Below are 16,068 nucleotides of genomic sequence, written 5' to 3'. Positions count from 1 at the left end.
TCCGGTGTTTAGGCAAAATATTTATCTAAAATGCGCGTAACTTTTTCTTGTTCTATAGGTTTGGAAATATGTTCATTACAACCAACCGCAGCAGATTTTTCTTTGTCTCCTAACATAGTAAAAGCAGTTTGGGCAATGATAATAACGTCTTGGTTAAAAGTTCTTATTTGTCTGGTAGCTTCAAAACCATCAATTATTGGCATTTTAACATCCATAAAAATAAGATCTATTTCCTTATTTTCTTTACACAAAGCAACTACTTCTTCCCCGTCTTTTGCATGTAAAATTTTACAACCGTATGGTTTTAAAATTTTCTCAATTAAATAGCTAGATATCTTGTCGTCTTCTGCAATTAGAACGGTTATATCTTTTTTGTTTTCAGGATTTTGATTCATGTTCTACGGACTCGTTTTGTAATGTTAGTTTTGGGTTATAGGGTAAAGTAAGGTAAAAACTAGAACCTACACCTGGTTTACTTTCCATGGTTATTTCTCCATTAACCAATTTTGCATAAGACTTGGAAATGGCCAATCCTAGACCGGCTCCTTCCCGTGCCATTCTATCTTCAATATCTGCTTGCATAAATCGTTCAAAAATAACTTGATGTTTTTCTGGAGCTATACCAATTCCTGTATCCTTTACATATAATTGAACGCTATCTTTTTGTAATTCATAACCAAGTTTAACGGAACCTATATCCGTATATTTTATGGCATTTGTAATAAAATTACTTAGAATAGAACATACTTTATCTTTATCCGTATGTATTAAAATTGGATTCTCTATTTTCTGTTTTTCGTAAATTAATTTAAGATTTTTCTTTTGTGCTATTGGTGTAAAAAAGTCTAGTTTGTAATTAATTAGTTTTAATAGGTCAAAAGTTTCTTCATGTAATTCTATGCTACCCGCTTCTATCCTAGAAATGTCAATAATATCGTTCATGATGTTTAACATGCGTCGGCCACTATCTTCTATGATATCTAAATACTCTAACCGATCACCACTAGTTAGTTGTTGGTTTTTTAACAAATTAGTAAAACCCAAAATTCCATTCATGGGTGTACGAATTTCATGACTTACATTAGCTAAAAAGGCCGATTTTAACCGATTAGCTTCTTCGGCTTTGTTTTTAAGGTTAATAAGTTGGTCTTGGTATTTTTTAAGTTCCGTGATATCTGTGGTGGTTCCAATAAAACCAATAATATTACGGTCTTTATCTAGCTCTGGTACGGCATAGCCAAGTACCCAACGCACAGAACCGTCTTTGCGTACATACCGGTATTCTGCAGTTGAACTTTCTTTATTTAAAACAGCTTTTTGCCAACAATGGGTTACCATTTCTAAATCTTCTGGGTGTATGTGGTCTATCCATCCGTCATTGATAGCTTCTTCAAATGTTATGCCCGTAGTTTCGCACCATTTTGGGTTTACATATATGGTTTTACCGTTAGGAGTAGTATGGAAAACACCAACCGGAACAGTGTCTGTGAGCATTTTATAGCGGTTCTCTTTAATTTGTAATTCTGCTGAGGTTGCTATTATATTTTTAGAAGCCAATTCAAATTTTTGTTTGTAAGATAATTTTTGAAAAATATCTTGGACCTTCAATAATTCTTCCGCTTTATTATCTTTTTCAAAATAAGCAAGATAGACAGTGTATAAAGCTGATAAAAATGTAGCTGTAAATAATTTGGCAATTATAGATGTACCAATTAATTCTGATAAGTTATCTCTATTCCAGAAGGTAATTAAGTTAAATATAATGGAATCAAAAGTTAGCACAAGTGCCATGGTTAAGAATATTCTAAAGTAAAGCTTGTTGACATACTTAGATATGAACTCATATAAAAAAATGGAGAAAATCATATCTGCCAGTAATACTAAGGTGCCCAACAGCAGAATTTTAAATTTTAAGGGAGACTCAATCATACTAATACCATACGGATTGGTGTAGTTTTGTGAATCCAAATTGAAGTTTAATATCAAAAGTGTAAGGGCAATTACCAAATTAGCTAATAACAAGGCGTAAATAACCTTTTTGGTTTCATTGGCATCTTCTTTTATATAGACCAATAGCATGGTAAATAATACGGTAGTGAATACCACAGAAGAAAAGGATACCGCCAAAACCTCTGTAATCTTCATGTAAAAGTTGGTGGGCAGAAATACTTGAATAAATTGGAACAGTCCTAAGCAAATATAAACCATACCAAGGCCCATTGCCTTTCTGAGCCTAAAAAGAGACAGTACCAAACCAGCCACCAATATGGTCTGTATTAAAAAAATGCCAAGCTGATTAAAATCCATATTTTATTCTTTTTGGTTTATTACCTATACACCAATTAACGGATATATGGCACCATTGGAATTGTTTCTATGGTTTAAGAGGAGTCTATATTGGGAAATACAAAGATACATATAAAAAGAATTGTTAAAGAAAAAATCTATATATAAATACGAAAAATCTTACTTTTTAGTATATAGGTATAAAAAAACCTGGGTTAAACCAGGTTTTTTTTTTCAAAAAGAATAGTGTGAATTAATTTCTAATTTGTCCGTTACCCAAAATATAGTATTTATTGGTAACTAACTGTTTTAAGCCCAGTGGTCCCCTATGGTGTAATTTATCTGTACTTATTGCAAGCTCTGCACCAACTCCCATTTGGCCACCATCTGTAAATCTTGTAGATGCATTTTGATAAACAGCAGCACAATCTACACCGTCCATAAATTCTTGGGCAACAATGTTGTTACTGGTCATAATTGCAGCAGAATGTCCACCACTGTTATCATTGATTAAAACTATGGCTTCTACTTTATTTTCTACTGCACCAATAACACATTTCATGGACAAAAATTCTTCTTGCCATATGCTATCTTCCTTAATTTTTTCTTCTTCAGGAAGTAATTTTGATACGTTTTCATCTACTACCAAACTTACTTGATGTTCTTTAAGTAGGTTTGCCAACTCTTGGACCTTACCTTCATAATCGGGAAGGTTAACATCTAAAAGAATCTTATCTAGGGCATTACAAGCAGATATTTTATGTGTTTTGGCATTTATGATAACTTTTTTGGTCATCTGCCAATCTGCTTCTGGATGTACGTATAAAAAGTTGTTACCTCTACCACTTACCAAAACTGCACATTTGGCGTGTTCCTTAACAAAGGCGATTAAGCGTTCTCCACCTCTGGGTACAATTAAATCTAAGGGCTGGTCTGGATTTTTTAGAAATGCTTGGGTTTGGGTTCTATCCATTTCCAAGAATTGAATATAGTCTGTTTCCAGCTTATGTTCATCCAAGGCCATATGCCAAAATTTCACTAGGGCTTTATTACTGTAATACGCCTCCTTACCACCTTTTAAAAGTATTTTGTTGTTGGCTTTAAAGGCCAACACGGCAGCTTCTACGGTAACATCTGGTCTTGATTCATAGATAATCATAATCGTACCAAAAGGAGCTGTTTTATTGGTAATTTCCAAACCGTTTTCTAAATGTTTTTTGGAAATTTCTTTGTTTACGGGATCTTCTTGTAAACGCACCTCCTTAACGGCCTGTATCATTTGCCCCACTTTCTTATCATCTACTACCAAACGGTCATAGAGGGCTTGATCATCTTTATTAAAGGCAGCCAAATCTTTTTGATTGGCCAAAAGTAATTCGTCTTTATGTTCATGGAGTATACGCTCCATACTTTCCAATACAGCATTTTTTACCGCTGTTTTTAATAATTTCATTCTTCTGTTTTTATTGTGAAACCTTGGTTCCTACGGTCTTACCGTCTACAATATCAATTATTATATTCTCTTTTTTTCCGTTTACAATATAGCAAGGAATGTCTTTACTAGCTGCTAATTGTGCATACCCTAATTTGGACCCCATACCACCTCGGCCTTCGCCTTCTTGCTTATCTGGGTTTTCTATGTATTTGTCCAAGTTTTCCTCAGGTTCTACGTTGCTTATAACCTTAGAACCTTCATTTTCCGGATGTCCATCATATAAACCGTCAATATCTGTTAGTAGGATTAAACGGTCTGCGTTCATAAGTTCGGCAATTAAGGTTGCTAATTCGTCATTGTCTGAAAACATGCTCATGGTAACGGATACCGCATCATCCTCATTGGCAATTGGTATTACGCCTTCTGATAATAGCCCTTCTATACAGTTAATCATATTATCTCTGTGTATACCGGGGTTAAAATCGCGCTTTGTTGGTAATACCTGCGCACATTTCATACCATAATCCCTAAAAATGTTATAGTATAGGCGCATCATTCTAGGTTGACCTATAGCAGAATATACCTGCCTACGTTGGGTAGTATCTTCAATTTTTGCCTTTCCTAAAACTTCTTTACCTGCAATAACGGAACCTGAGGAAACCAAAATGGTCATGATATCTCGCTCATACAGTTCGGCAATTTGCCTAACTAAATTGTTTAAAACAGGTCTTACTATTCTATTGTCTTTATTGGTCATTACGTTGGTACCAACCTTTATGACCACTAATTTTTTATACATGATTTAGTATTCTTCGCCCAATTCTACAGCCCGGTTAAAAGCGGCAAAAGCGGCATCTTTTATTAATTCGTTTACATTGTTATCTTGCATGGAGTCTAAGGCGGCTTGGGTTGTACCTCCTTTAGAGGCCACGCGCTGCATCCATGTATCTGGTGTAAGGTTAGATTGATTAAACAACTCTACCGCGCCAGTAAACGTCTGGCTTACCAATACTTTGGATACGTTTTCTGAAAAGCCCATCTGCAGGGCGGCATCCATCATACTTTGCATAAAGTAGAACACATAGGCTGGCCCACTACCAGAAATCCCGGTAGATGCGTCTATGTATTTCTCGTTTTCTACCCTTATGGATTTACCAGTTGTGTTTAGTAAATCTTCTACCATAAACAGCTCTAGCCTAGAAACTTGTTTAGAAGACACGTAACTGGTAAGCCCTTTACCTACCTTGGCAGGTAAATTAGGCATGGCACGTACAATTTTCTGTATGCCCAATGCTTCTTTCATGTAATCTATGGTAACACCAGCCATGATGGAAATTACCATTTGCTCGTTATTCAATAAAGGTTTTATACGTTGGAACAGTTCTTCAGCATGGTATGGCTTTACGGCCACCATAATGATTTCTGCAATGGGAACACAATCTTCTAAACGGTCAAACGTATCAAAATTTGGCATTTTGTCTACGCGGTTCAAAGCCTCTTTGGACTTGTCCAAAACCATTATGTTTTTCTTTTTTAGCAGCTTGGATTTAACCATTCCTTCTGCATAGGTGAGTCCCATATTTCCTGCACCAATAAGTAATACTCTCATGTTTTTGTGAATGCCTTTTGCACCCGTGTTTTTAAAAATTATATAGAATTAATCGTTCTCTAATTCGTTCAAATACTGCTCTTTATAGGCCGCTTTTTCCAACTGTTTTCTTCTTTCTACAGATGGTTTTGTAAAATATCTATTGTTTCTAAGCTGATCATGTAATTTTACATTCCTAACTTTTCTTTTGTAACGTTTTAAAGCACGCTCTATCTTTTCTCCGTCTTTTACTTCTATTTTTAGCATTTTTTATTGTTTTAATCGCATTTCTAAATTGTTGTGTTCAAAGCCATGCTCTTCAAATGTTTGCGTGGTCTTTGGCTCTTTTATGTATACCCCTATATCTCCCTTACAGTAACTAATGGCATAGTCTAGCAGTTTGTCTTCCCATCCTTGCTTTTTATAATCTTTGGCAACCACCATGGTAACCAACATATTTTCAGGAATATAACCTTCCATTCCAGTTCTATTTATTACCAAAGCGCCTATCGTTGTATCTTTCTCTTCCAAACAAAAAATATAACCTCCAAAACCAGGTCTTTCCTTAGCCGCATATAGTATGGCTTTGCGCAAACTGTTTTTAGTTAGCTTATTGCAATCTTGGTTGGTGAACAGAAAATTTACTAATCTGTTTATTTGTAAAGGTGAGAGCCTTGAGTAGGCATCAAAGGTGTTTATTCTCATTCACAAGGAATATGGGTTAATGGAGATAGGTTTTGACCTTTAAAAAATGGGCGCAATAGTGCATAGTCCTAAATCAATCAATATTGATAAAGGACATAATCGGTTTGTCCGCTTAAGTTAATAGGGACGTGTTAAAAAGTTGGTGGAATAAACTTTTCGGATTGATTTCGGAATACGGTGTAACCGAAACTTAATATTCTGGAATTACGTTGTTCGTGTAATTTTGGCTCCATAGAGTGCAAAGGTAACAAACAATATGGTCAATCCCAGTAATTTGAGGTTTTGTTAAGATTTTAGTTTTTTGTGTTACAAACGTAAATTAAGCCTTTTTGTACATTAAGGCCATGTAGAAACCATCATAACCAGATGCTGATGCGTACACATTTTTTTGTTTTTCTAAATCAAATTCTTGCCCTGCTTCTGAAGCTAAAAATTCTGCTACTTGGTCATAATTTTCTTCTGGTAAGATGGAACAAGTGGCATATACCATTTTACCGCCGGGTTTTACCATTTTAGAATAGCGTTGCAAAACATCTTGCTGTACTCCTTTTATACGCTCTAAAAACTCTGGTTCTAATTTCCATTTGCTGTCTGGGTTTCGCTTAATAACCCCTAGACCAGAACATGGCGCGTCTAAAAGAAGGCGGTCTGCTTTGCCATGCAATTTTTTAATTGCTTTAGAATTCTCTATAACCCTAGTATCCACATTATGTACGCCGTTTCTTCTTGTACGCACCTTAAGTTTTTTTAATTTGCTTTCATAAATATCCATAGCAATTAGTTGGCCCTTGTTTTCCATAAGAGTAGCTAAATGCAACGTTTTACCACCAGCTCCTGCACAAGCATCTACTACTTTTTGGCCAGGTGAAACTTCTAGAAAGGGCGCCACTAATTGGGAGCTTGCATCTTGCACTTCAAACAGCCCTTCTTTAAAGGCAACCGTGGTAAATACGTTTTTACGTTCAGGTAGTTCTAAAGCAAAAGGATAATCTTTAAGGGCTTTGGTTGCAATACCTTCTTCTGCCAATTGTTTTTGCAAACTAGCTCTTGTAATTTTTAAGGTATTGGTTCTTAAAATAACATTGGCCTGTTCATTTAGGGCTTTAGATTCTTTATCCCACAATTCTTTTCCCAAAGCGGATTCTCCTAAACTATCTATCCAATCCGGGTAAGACTCCCTTATTTTCCTAATTTTAGAAAGCTCATCAAATTTACCCTTTATTCGCCTTTCAGGTGTGTTCTGTATCTGTTTCCAATCTGGAAGGTTAATGCCCCTAAGTACTGCCCATACTGCAAATATTCGGAATAGGTCTTCCCTAGCATATGGCTCGTGAACTTCAGCAATTTGGGTATACAATCTTTTATAGCGTACTATTTCATAAGTGGTTTCTGCAATAAAACCACGATCTCTTGCGCCCCATCTTTTATCGAATTTTAGAACTTTTTCAATAACCTTATCGGCATATTCCTCATCATTAAAAATCATGTTTAGGGCATCGATAACCGCAAAAACCAAATTTCTGTGTAAACGCATATTAAATTATAAGAGTGCAAAGGTATCATTAAAGTTTCTTTTGTGATAACAACCATAGCTAATTCATTCTTTCCGTTTACTTTTGAACAAAACCATTGTGATGAGATACCCTTATTTAGTTTTTGTTTTGCTATTGGTTCTAGGGGCTTGTAAGCAAGAAAAGAGAACTGTTTTTGAACCCCAAAGCGTAGCTGTCTCTACTATTTATGAAGATTCCGTTAGCATAAGGGCAATAGATTTTTTGGACCAACAAACCTTGGCTTTTGCAGGTAGTAATGGTGTATATGGGACTTACACTATTCCCCAGAACAAAATTAGAACCAATTTACTTACCAATGATAGTATTAACCCAGAGTTTAGGGCGATAGCCCATAACAATAAGGACTTTTTTATGCTTTCTGTTGCTAATCCTGCTTTATTATATAAAACAGGGGATGGGGGTAAAATGGAGTTGGTCTATACCGAAGAGGGCGAAGCCGTTTTTTACGATGCTATGGCTTTTTGGAATACCAATGAAGGTTTGGCAATTGGCGATACCAACAAAGGTTGTTTTTCCATATTAATAACGAGAGATGCAGGCAACAGCTGGAAACGTTTACCGTGTGAAGCTGTACCAGCATTAATAGAGGGTGAAGGGGCCTACGCAGCCAGCAATAGCAATATTAAAATAATTGGGGATACTACATGGATAGCAACAACAAAACGATTTTTAAAATCTACGGATAAGGGCAAAACTTGGGTTGCGCAAGAAACCCCAATAAGTGGTAGCACGCCATATCATGGAATGTATAGTATGGACTTTTATGATGAAAATATTGGTTTTGCCATTGGTGGGGATTTTTCGGAACCTAATGGAAATAGGGCAAATAAAGCTTTAACTACGGATGGTGGTAAAACATGGAATTTGGTAGCGGATGGTGCAATTCCGGGCTATCAGAGCTGTGTGCGGTTTTTGCCCCATGGAAAAGGGAATAAATTAGTAAGCGTGGGCTTTACCGGAATACATTACAGTGCGGATAAGGGGCAAAGTTGGAAAAAATTATCAGATGAGGGTTTTTATACCATTCGATTTTTAAATGATTCCATTGCATATGCGGCTGGTAAAAACCGAATTGCCAAGCTTGTTTTTAAAGAATAAGTTTTAAGATGATAACCAAATAAAAAAGAGCCAATTAATTGGCTCTTTTATCATCATCAATCAAACAAAAAATAAACAATCTTATACGTTTACCACGGTATAATATCTTCCGGTTTTGGTATACCAAACGCCTCTATATTTATAGTATTTAACTCCGTTTCTTTTAACAATGGTCCTAGTTCTGGGTAGTCTTCTAACCCTAACTCCAATTGGTGCATTGGCTACTACGTATTGTTTACCTTTGGCGGTATACCAAACCCCATCAGAAAAGTAATAATTGGTTTTTTTATATACCACTACATTAGGTCTATGTATTGTGGTTACTACAGTACCTTTTCTAGGGTAGGTTTTTTTGACTACCGTGGTTTGAGCCTGTGTTACAGCAAGACCAAGGCTAAAAACAATAACATAAATTAAACTTTTAAAATGTTTCATAACGGTTTTTTTAAAGATTTGTATTAGTAAGACCGCGAGTTTTTAAAAAGGTTTAATCAAAAAAGGGGCAAATTGCCCCTTTTTTAATAGTATCAAGAAAACAGTAACTAGCGTTGCCGCATACGTTGTAATAACTTACGTTTAAATTCTTCTTCTGCCTTAAACAAAAGCACAATTTTTTTATTAGGTAATATTTTCTTTAAGTCTTTTACAAAATTGGAACCTAACTCATAACGTTGTTCGTTTACCATATCAAACTCTGCTAACAGTTTAGTTGCATCTGCCTCAGAAATATTGGTAACATCTTCGCTTCGTTTGCCAAAGTATTTTCGTTCCTTATGCCTTAAATCGTCCATGGCTTCGTCGTGTTTGTTGTAAACCGGCCAAAATTTTTCTGCTTCTGCTGGTGTTAGGTTCAATTTTTCTGTAATCATGGCCACTTTAAGCGCCTTAATCTTTTCCCTGCCTGGTCCTTGTGCCTTTGTATAGGTAAAAGAGAAGAGCACCAAGGTTGTTAATAATAATATCTTATTCATAGTCTTCATATTCAAAATCTATAGTATCTAAATCGTCTAAATTTTCATCAAAATAGTCCAAAATCAATTCTTCTTCCAGTTGGGTTTCAGAGAATAGATTGGTGTTTATATTATCTGAATTAACCAATTCTGCTAGATCATAAGTGGTAACATCTGTTTGGTTATTTAAATAAGCTAAAATTTCTGCATTACTTAAGCTATCCAACGCTACATTGTTGGTGTTAGACCTAGTTACACCTAGGTATGTTACCATAGCAATAGCAATAGCAATAGAGGCGGCAATGGCCATCCAACTTTTGAAACCTTTAAGCTGAATTACCTTTGTGCTATTGTTTGTAGCAACAGTTTTGGTAATCTTTGGCAATACGGCTTCAAAATATCCTTCTGGTACGCTAAAACCATCGTTTTTTGGAATTAGCGTGCTTTTGGCAGCGGCTTCTTCTGCGGCAATCCTATCCATTAACCGTTGGTTGAACTGTTCAAAGTAGCCTTCGGGTAGCTTATGCGATTTATTTCTATCTTTTTTCATTTTACTCTTAGACGCTTATCCATATCCATTCTCTTGGTTTAATCCGCTTTAAGGAACGCTTCAATTTTTTTGGTGGCCAAATGGTACGATGTTTTTAAGGCTCCTACTGATGTTTCCAAAATTTCCGAAATTTCTTCGTATTTCATTTCTTGAAAATATTTCATATTAAAAACCAATTTTTGCTTATCTGGTAGATTGGCCAAGGCTTGTTGTAATTTAAGCTGAATAGCATCACCCTCAAAATAGACATCTGCCTCTAAATTCTCAACCAAATACTCTTGCATCTCAGTTGTGCTCTTACCTAGTTTTTTAGACTTTTTCTCTAGAAAAGTAAGCGACTCATTGGTGGCGATACGATACATCCATGAATACAATTTGCTATTGGCTTTAAAACCCTCAATATTGCGGTACACTTTTATAAACGTGTTCTGGAGCACATCATCCGCATCATCATGATTTAGGACGATTCTACGAATATGCCAATACAGCCGTTCCTTGTATTGGTTTACCAATACCTCAAAGGCTTTCCCTTGGGTTTCCTTATTTTTTAGCTCTGCAACTAATGTTTCTTCTGCAACCAAAAATGTTGATGTTTTACCCTTTGACGCTAAAATTAGAAAAAGGTTTAAAACGAAATGTAGATTTTTTTAGAAGATAAGTTACTAAGCCAAATTTTGCATCTCTACCAATCTTTTGTATCCTTTATTGGAGTTTAACAGCTCTTCATGGGTGCCTTGTTCCAAAATTTTGCCTTTTTGCATAACCACAATAAGGTCTGCATTTTGGATGGTAGAAAGCCTATGTGCAATAACCAAGGAAGTTCTGTTTTGCATCATTTTTTCTAGGGCATCTTGTACCAAACGCTCGCTTTCGGTATCTAGGGCAGAAGTAGCCTCATCTAACACCATAATTGGTGGATTTTTTAATACGGCACGGGCAATGGATAAACGTTGTTTTTGACCACCACTTAATTTGTTGCCGCTATCTCCTATATTGGTGTTGTATCCGTCTGGTAAATCCATTATAAAATCATGTGCATTGGCAATTTTTGCAGCAGCTATAATTTCTTCTTCGGTAGCATTTTCTTTACCAAGGGCAATGTTATCCTTTACACTATCATTAAATAAGATGGAGTCTTGCGTAACTAAGCCCATTAGCCCACGAACCGATTTTTTACTTAGGTTTTTTATGTTATTTCCGTCTATTAAAATTTCGCCATCATTTACGTCATAAAAACGTGTAATGAGATTGGCTACTGTACTTTTACCGCTACCAGATTGGCCAACCAATGCTACGGTTTGTCCTTTTTTAACCGTTAGGTTAAAGTCTTGCAAGACGTAATCTTCTTGGTATTTAAAACCAATATTTCTAAACTGAATTTGTTCTTTTAAATCGGTAATAGCTAAGGCGTTTGGAGCGTCTGCTATTGGATTTTCCAAATCCAATATTTCATAAATACGTTCTGTTGCGGCATTTCCTTTTTTAATATTGTAATTAATGGTGGTAATAGCTTTAACAGGGTTAATAATGGTGTAGAACAATCCAATATACCCCATAAAGTCTTGTGGTTTAAGGGTGCTATTCTCTGCAAATACCAAACTACCACCATACCACAAAACGGTAATTACCACAGCTACTCCTAAGAATTCGCTAAAAGGTGATGCCATACCCTGTCTGTGTAGCACAGATTTCATGATTTCTTTGTATCTGGCTGTAGAAGCTGTGAATTTATCGCCTAATATTTTTTCGGCATTAAAACCTTTTATCACTTTTAATCCAGAAAGTGTTTCTTCCAAGAAGGATAAGAAAATACCATTTTCCTTTTGTGCAGCTTGGGATTTCGCTTTTAATTTTTTACCAACGGCAGAAATCAAAAAACCGGCAACAGGTAAAAACAAAAACACGAACAAAGTCAATTTTGCGCTTAACATTAACATAGAGATTAAAACTATGACAATGGTAATAGGTTCTCTTACCAAGCCTTCTAGAGAATTAATAACCGATGATTCTACTTCTTTTACATCTGTAGTCATACGGGCCAAAAGGTCTCCTTTTCGTTTTTCACTAAAGAATGAAATAGGTAGATTAACTGTTTTTTTATAAAGCAGGTCTTGTATGTCTTTTACCATTCCGGTTCTTAAAAAGGCTAAGAAATACATGGCTGCGTATCTAAAAAAATTTTTAAGGAAAAAGATTAGAATACTGGCAATACAGATAAAGGCAAGTGCGGCCATGGGACCATCATCGATAACCTTTTGGGTTAAAAAATAGTTTAGGGAGTCTTCTCCATAGGATTTTAAATCACTAAATCCGGTATAAACTGGTTTTTGGTAAACTTCCTCTTGTTTATCAAACAGAATTCCTAGGGTAGGAATAAAAATGATGATAGATAATACATTAAAAATGGAGTAAAGAATGTTACAAACAACATTCAATACTCCATATGTTTTATAAGGTTTGGCAAACCTTAAAATCTTACCAAGTACGCTCATTCACTATAAATTCAATTCAGCTAAAATTCCTTCTAATTTGGAATCTAACTGCGAATTTACGGATTTAAATTCCGAAGCGCTTGCTAAAGTTGTGTTAGTACTAATGTAAAATTTAACCTTGGGTTCAGTACCACTTGGTCTTGCTGCTATACGCGTGCCATCTTCTGTTTCGTAAATTAAAACATTGGATTTTGGAATGTCTATAGCTTTTTCTTCTCCAGTTTGTACATTTTTAGCAATTGAAGTGTTATAATCTTCTATCCAAAGTAATTTAGAACCTTGTACTGTTTCTACAGGATTATCTTTAAAATCCTTAAGCATTTGCTTAATTTCTTCGGCACCGCTCATTCCTTTTTTAGTGATAGAAATTAGTTTTTCTTTATAGAAGCCAAATTGTACATAGGCATCAATTAAATCTTTATAGAAAGAGCTGCCGTTTGCTTTTGCTTGTGCAGCAATTTCGCAGGCCAATAGGGTAGAAGTTACCGCATCTTTATCACGAACAAAATCGCCCACCATATAGCCAAAACTTTCTTCACCACCACCTATAAAGTGTTGTTTCGGAAAGTCTTTTATCATCTTACCTATCCATTTAAATCCTGTTAAGGAAATTTTGCATTCTACACCATATTCTTTTGCCATTCTTTCCATCATTGGTGTAGAAACAATAGTTGTGGCTACAAATTCATTACCTTTAAAACCTTTGGCTTTATACTGGTCTAATAAGAATTTAGTCATTAAAACCATGGTTTGGTTGCCATTAAGTAATTCTAACTTACCATCTAGATTACGTACGGCAATGCCTAAACGGTCACTATCTGGGTCTGTGCCTACCACCATATCGGCTCCAATCTCTTCTGCTTTTGCGATAGCCATGGCCAATGCTTCTGGTTCTTCCGGATTGGGCGATTTAACGGTGGGGAAATTACCATCTGGTTTAGCTTGTTCTTCAATGATGGTTACATTGTTGTAACCCGCCATTTTTAATACATCTGGAATTGCTGTAATAGATGTACCATGGATAGAGGTAAAAACAATTTTAAAATCGTCTTTGCCTTGGGCGTTAAAATTTCCATTTGCTACAGAGGCCTTAAAAAACGCTTGGTCTACCTCAGTATCTATAGCTTCAATTAAATCCAGATTCGCTTTGAAATTGATATCTTCAAAACCTAGTTTGTTAATTTCTGCTATAATTTCTTTATCCTGTGGAGGTACTATTTGGCCACCATCTGTCCAATAAACTTTATAGCCATTGTATTCTGGCGGATTGTGGGACGCTGTTAATACAATACCGGCATGACAGTTAAGATGTTTTACGGCAAAAGACAATTCTGGTGTGGTCCGTAATTCAGAAAAGCGGTATACTTTAATACCGTTTGCAGAAAGTACTTCTGCTACCGTTTGCGAAAGCGTATCACTATTGTGTCTACAGTCGTAAGCTATCACCACCTTAATTTCTTCTTCACCATAAACTTGTTTTAAATAATTACTTAGGCCTTGTGTGTTTTTGCCTAGCGTATATTTATTAATTCTATTGGTGCCAACCCCCATGATACCACGCATACCTCCGGTACCAAATTCTAGGTTTCTATAGAAAGAGTCTTGTAATTCGTTTTGGTCCTTTTCTATTAGGCGCTGTATTTCAGTTTTTATTTCTGGGTCAAAAAAATCGGTTAACCAAGATTTGGCGGTTTCAAGAATAGAATCCATATCTATAATTATATTTTGTTAAGAATTTTCTTATATCTAGATGTAACGTCTAAAGTATTAAATTATTTAGTGTAGCTACTAGTAGAAGACTTAAAGTTTAGGTTAATCCATTACTTCTGATGTCTTCTGTACTAAAATTTCAGCTACTTTGTAGTTTTCGTTGGCTTTTTTGGTTCTAATAAACAATTCGCCTAAGAATCCTGCAAGAAATAATTGGGTACCAATTACCATGCAACTTAAAGCAATATAAAATTGTGGTCTGCTTGTAATTAATCTGCCAGTAGGGTTAAGAAAGAGCTTATCTATACCTAAATAAACAGAAAAACCAAACCCAATTAAAAAGACTAGCGCACCTAGTGCACCAAAGAGGTGCATGGGTTGTTTTCCAAATTTGGATACAAACCAGATGGTGAGTAAATCTAAAAATCCGTTAATAAAGCGTTCCATTCCAAATTTAGTGGTGCCATATTTTCTGGCTTGATGTTGCACAACTTTTTCACCAATCTTGTCAAATCCGGCATTTTTGGCCAAAACAGGAATATATCGGTGCATTTCCCCAGATACTTCAATAGTTTTAATTACGTTATGGTCATAAGCTTTAAGGCCGCAATTAAAATCGTGCAATTTTACCTTAGAAGTTTTTCTTGCTGCCCAATTAAATAATTTAGAGGGAAGGTTTTTGGCAAGTACGGAATCATAACGTTTCTTTTTCCAACCGCTGATTAAATCATAGCCCTCTTCATGTATTAAACGGTATAATTCGGGTATTTCTTCTGGATTATCTTGTAAATCCGCATCCATGGTAATAACCACTTTTCCATTGGCCATTTTAAACCCGGCATGTAACGCTTGAGATTTGCCATAATTCCTCAAAAAACGTATACCCTTTACATTGGGATTACTTTTAGAAAGGTTTTCAATAGTTTTCCAAGATTGGTCTGTACTGCCATCATCCACAAAAATAATTTCGTACAAAAAACGATTGGATTGCATTACGGATGCAATCCAATCATATAATTCTTTTATGGATTCTTCTTCATTAAGAAGAGGGATTACAATAGATAATTGCATTGATTTTTACTGTAATTCCCCAAAAGTAGTGTTTTTGCTTTTAATAAGCAGGCTCATCTCTTTTTAAGATTAAGCCGGTAATTAAAGAAATTATGGCACTTATAAAAATACTACCAATGGCACCAAATGCAAGCATCATTCCTGGGCCAGAGAATTTTTTCATCATCTCTACAGATTGGTCTATTTGCTCTTGGGTCATGTTAGGATTTTTTGCAATCATTTCATTTTTTCTTACTTCTAGAACATTCGTCATAAAATCTGGCTCAATTACGTAGATGAAAATCATTTGATACGCCATAGAGATTAAAAATCCGATTAAGGCGATGCCAATACCAATTTTCATTGCCTCGCCTAGTTTTAAGTAGCCATTATTCGCTTTTCTAAACTCTAACATCCCCCAGGTAATAACGCCTATCATTATAATAACGTTAATGACAGATATTTGCCAACCTTGTTCGTATTGCATGCCGGCCAGATATAGCATTACGGCAAATACAATTCCTATTAAGCCTAAAATTCCTCCAAATTTTAAGGCGAAACTGCCGGTTTTCGGTTTGTTTTCTTCCATTTTAAATTGATTTAGTTGATTACGGCAATATAGGTAGCTAT

At 35.6% G+C, this 16,068-nt stretch carries 17 protein-coding genes; 1 reads left to right on the top strand and 16 read right to left on the bottom strand.

Annotated features, from left to right (window positions below; all coding sequences use genetic code 11):
- Window positions 1–8 precede the first annotated feature (8 nt).
- From ACXAGS_RS07260 to ACXAGS_RS07225, 8 genes are all read right to left on the bottom strand, one after another.
- Window positions 9–395, bottom strand: coding sequence for a response regulator (locus ACXAGS_RS07260; RefSeq protein ID WP_474905791.1), 387 nt, complete (start codon window positions 393–395; stop codon window positions 9–11).
- The gene (locus tag ACXAGS_RS07255; RefSeq protein ID WP_474905790.1) at window positions 379–2,307 is read right to left on the bottom strand and encodes a PAS domain-containing sensor histidine kinase; all 1,929 of its coding nucleotides are present in this window, start codon (window positions 2,305–2,307) and stop codon (window positions 379–381) included. The genes ACXAGS_RS07260 and ACXAGS_RS07255 overlap by 17 nt, the downstream gene beginning before the upstream one ends.
- Window positions 2,308–2,539: 232 nt before the next feature.
- Window positions 2,540–3,739 carry a glutamate-5-semialdehyde dehydrogenase gene (locus tag ACXAGS_RS07250; RefSeq protein ID WP_474905789.1) on the bottom strand — a complete coding sequence of 400 codons (1,200 nt, stop codon included), beginning with the start codon at window positions 3,737–3,739 and terminating at the stop codon, window positions 2,540–2,542.
- 10 nt (window positions 3,740–3,749) lie between these two features.
- Window positions 3,750–4,520 carry a glutamate 5-kinase gene (gene proB / locus ACXAGS_RS07245; RefSeq protein WP_474905788.1) on the bottom strand — a complete coding sequence of 257 codons (771 nt, stop codon included), beginning with the start codon at window positions 4,518–4,520 and terminating at the stop codon, window positions 3,750–3,752.
- Window positions 4,521–4,523: 3 nt separating this feature from the next.
- Window positions 4,524–5,330 (bottom strand): pyrroline-5-carboxylate reductase, encoded by an 807-nt coding sequence (gene proC / locus ACXAGS_RS07240; protein ID WP_080318566.1) that lies wholly within the window; start codon window positions 5,328–5,330, stop codon window positions 4,524–4,526.
- Window positions 5,331–5,378: 48 nt separating this feature from the next.
- The gene (rpsU, locus tag ACXAGS_RS07235; protein ID WP_010518932.1) at window positions 5,379–5,576 is read right to left on the bottom strand and encodes a 30S ribosomal protein S21; all 198 of its coding nucleotides are present in this window, start codon (window positions 5,574–5,576) and stop codon (window positions 5,379–5,381) included.
- A 3-nt stretch (window positions 5,577–5,579) separates the two neighbouring features.
- Window positions 5,580–6,014, bottom strand: coding sequence for a hypothetical protein (locus tag ACXAGS_RS07230; RefSeq protein ID WP_474905787.1), 435 nt, complete (start codon window positions 6,012–6,014; stop codon window positions 5,580–5,582).
- A 319-nt stretch (window positions 6,015–6,333) separates the two neighbouring features.
- A complete protein-coding gene (locus ACXAGS_RS07225) occupies window positions 6,334–7,548 on the bottom strand; it encodes an RsmB/NOP family class I SAM-dependent RNA methyltransferase (RefSeq protein WP_474905786.1) in 1,215 nt (404 codons plus the stop codon).
- 100 nt (window positions 7,549–7,648) lie between these two features.
- Between ACXAGS_RS07225 and ACXAGS_RS07220 the strand changes: the two genes are divergently transcribed.
- Window positions 7,649–8,686 (top strand): WD40/YVTN/BNR-like repeat-containing protein, encoded by a 1,038-nt coding sequence (locus ACXAGS_RS07220; RefSeq protein WP_474905785.1) that lies wholly within the window; start codon window positions 7,649–7,651, stop codon window positions 8,684–8,686.
- A gap of 81 nt (window positions 8,687–8,767) precedes the next feature.
- On the opposite strand, the gene ACXAGS_RS07215 is transcribed toward ACXAGS_RS07220, so the two are convergent.
- The 8 genes from ACXAGS_RS07215 to ACXAGS_RS07180 form a co-directional block, all read right to left on the bottom strand.
- Window positions 8,768–9,121, bottom strand: coding sequence for a DUF6515 family protein (locus tag ACXAGS_RS07215; RefSeq protein ID WP_474905784.1), 354 nt, complete (start codon window positions 9,119–9,121; stop codon window positions 8,768–8,770).
- 107 nt (window positions 9,122–9,228) lie between these two features.
- On the bottom strand, window positions 9,229–9,657 hold the full coding sequence (locus ACXAGS_RS07210) for a hypothetical protein (protein WP_474905783.1): 429 nt from the start codon (window positions 9,655–9,657) through the stop codon (window positions 9,229–9,231).
- Window positions 9,650–10,186, bottom strand: coding sequence for a hypothetical protein (locus ACXAGS_RS07205; protein ID WP_474905782.1), 537 nt, complete (start codon window positions 10,184–10,186; stop codon window positions 9,650–9,652). The genes ACXAGS_RS07210 and ACXAGS_RS07205 overlap by 8 nt, the downstream gene beginning before the upstream one ends.
- A 38-nt stretch (window positions 10,187–10,224) precedes the next feature.
- Window positions 10,225–10,767, bottom strand: a complete 543-nt coding sequence (locus tag ACXAGS_RS07200; protein ID WP_474905781.1) for an RNA polymerase sigma factor — start codon at window positions 10,765–10,767, stop codon at window positions 10,225–10,227.
- 81 nt (window positions 10,768–10,848) lie between these two features.
- Window positions 10,849–12,678 carry an ABC transporter ATP-binding protein gene (locus tag ACXAGS_RS07195; RefSeq protein ID WP_474905780.1) on the bottom strand — a complete coding sequence of 610 codons (1,830 nt, stop codon included), beginning with the start codon at window positions 12,676–12,678 and terminating at the stop codon, window positions 10,849–10,851.
- Between the two features lie 3 nt (window positions 12,679–12,681).
- Entirely contained in the window at window positions 12,682–14,388 is a 1,707-nt protein-coding gene (locus ACXAGS_RS07190) for a phospho-sugar mutase (protein ID WP_474905779.1), read from the bottom strand.
- Window positions 14,389–14,490: 102 nt separating this feature from the next.
- Complete coding sequence (locus tag ACXAGS_RS07185) at window positions 14,491–15,459, bottom strand: glycosyltransferase family 2 protein (RefSeq protein ID WP_474905778.1); 969 nt, start codon at window positions 15,457–15,459, stop codon at window positions 14,491–14,493.
- Window positions 15,460–15,499: 40 nt separating this feature from the next.
- Window positions 15,500–16,027 carry a DUF4199 domain-containing protein gene (locus ACXAGS_RS07180; protein ID WP_474905777.1) on the bottom strand — a complete coding sequence of 176 codons (528 nt, stop codon included), beginning with the start codon at window positions 16,025–16,027 and terminating at the stop codon, window positions 15,500–15,502.
- Window positions 16,028–16,068: the final 41 nt, after the last annotated feature.

The organism is Croceivirga sp. ABH4_376, assembly GCF_056160685.1.
The sequence above is the reverse complement of the archived record's forward strand: the minus strand, read 5'-3'. Positions and strand labels throughout refer to the sequence as shown.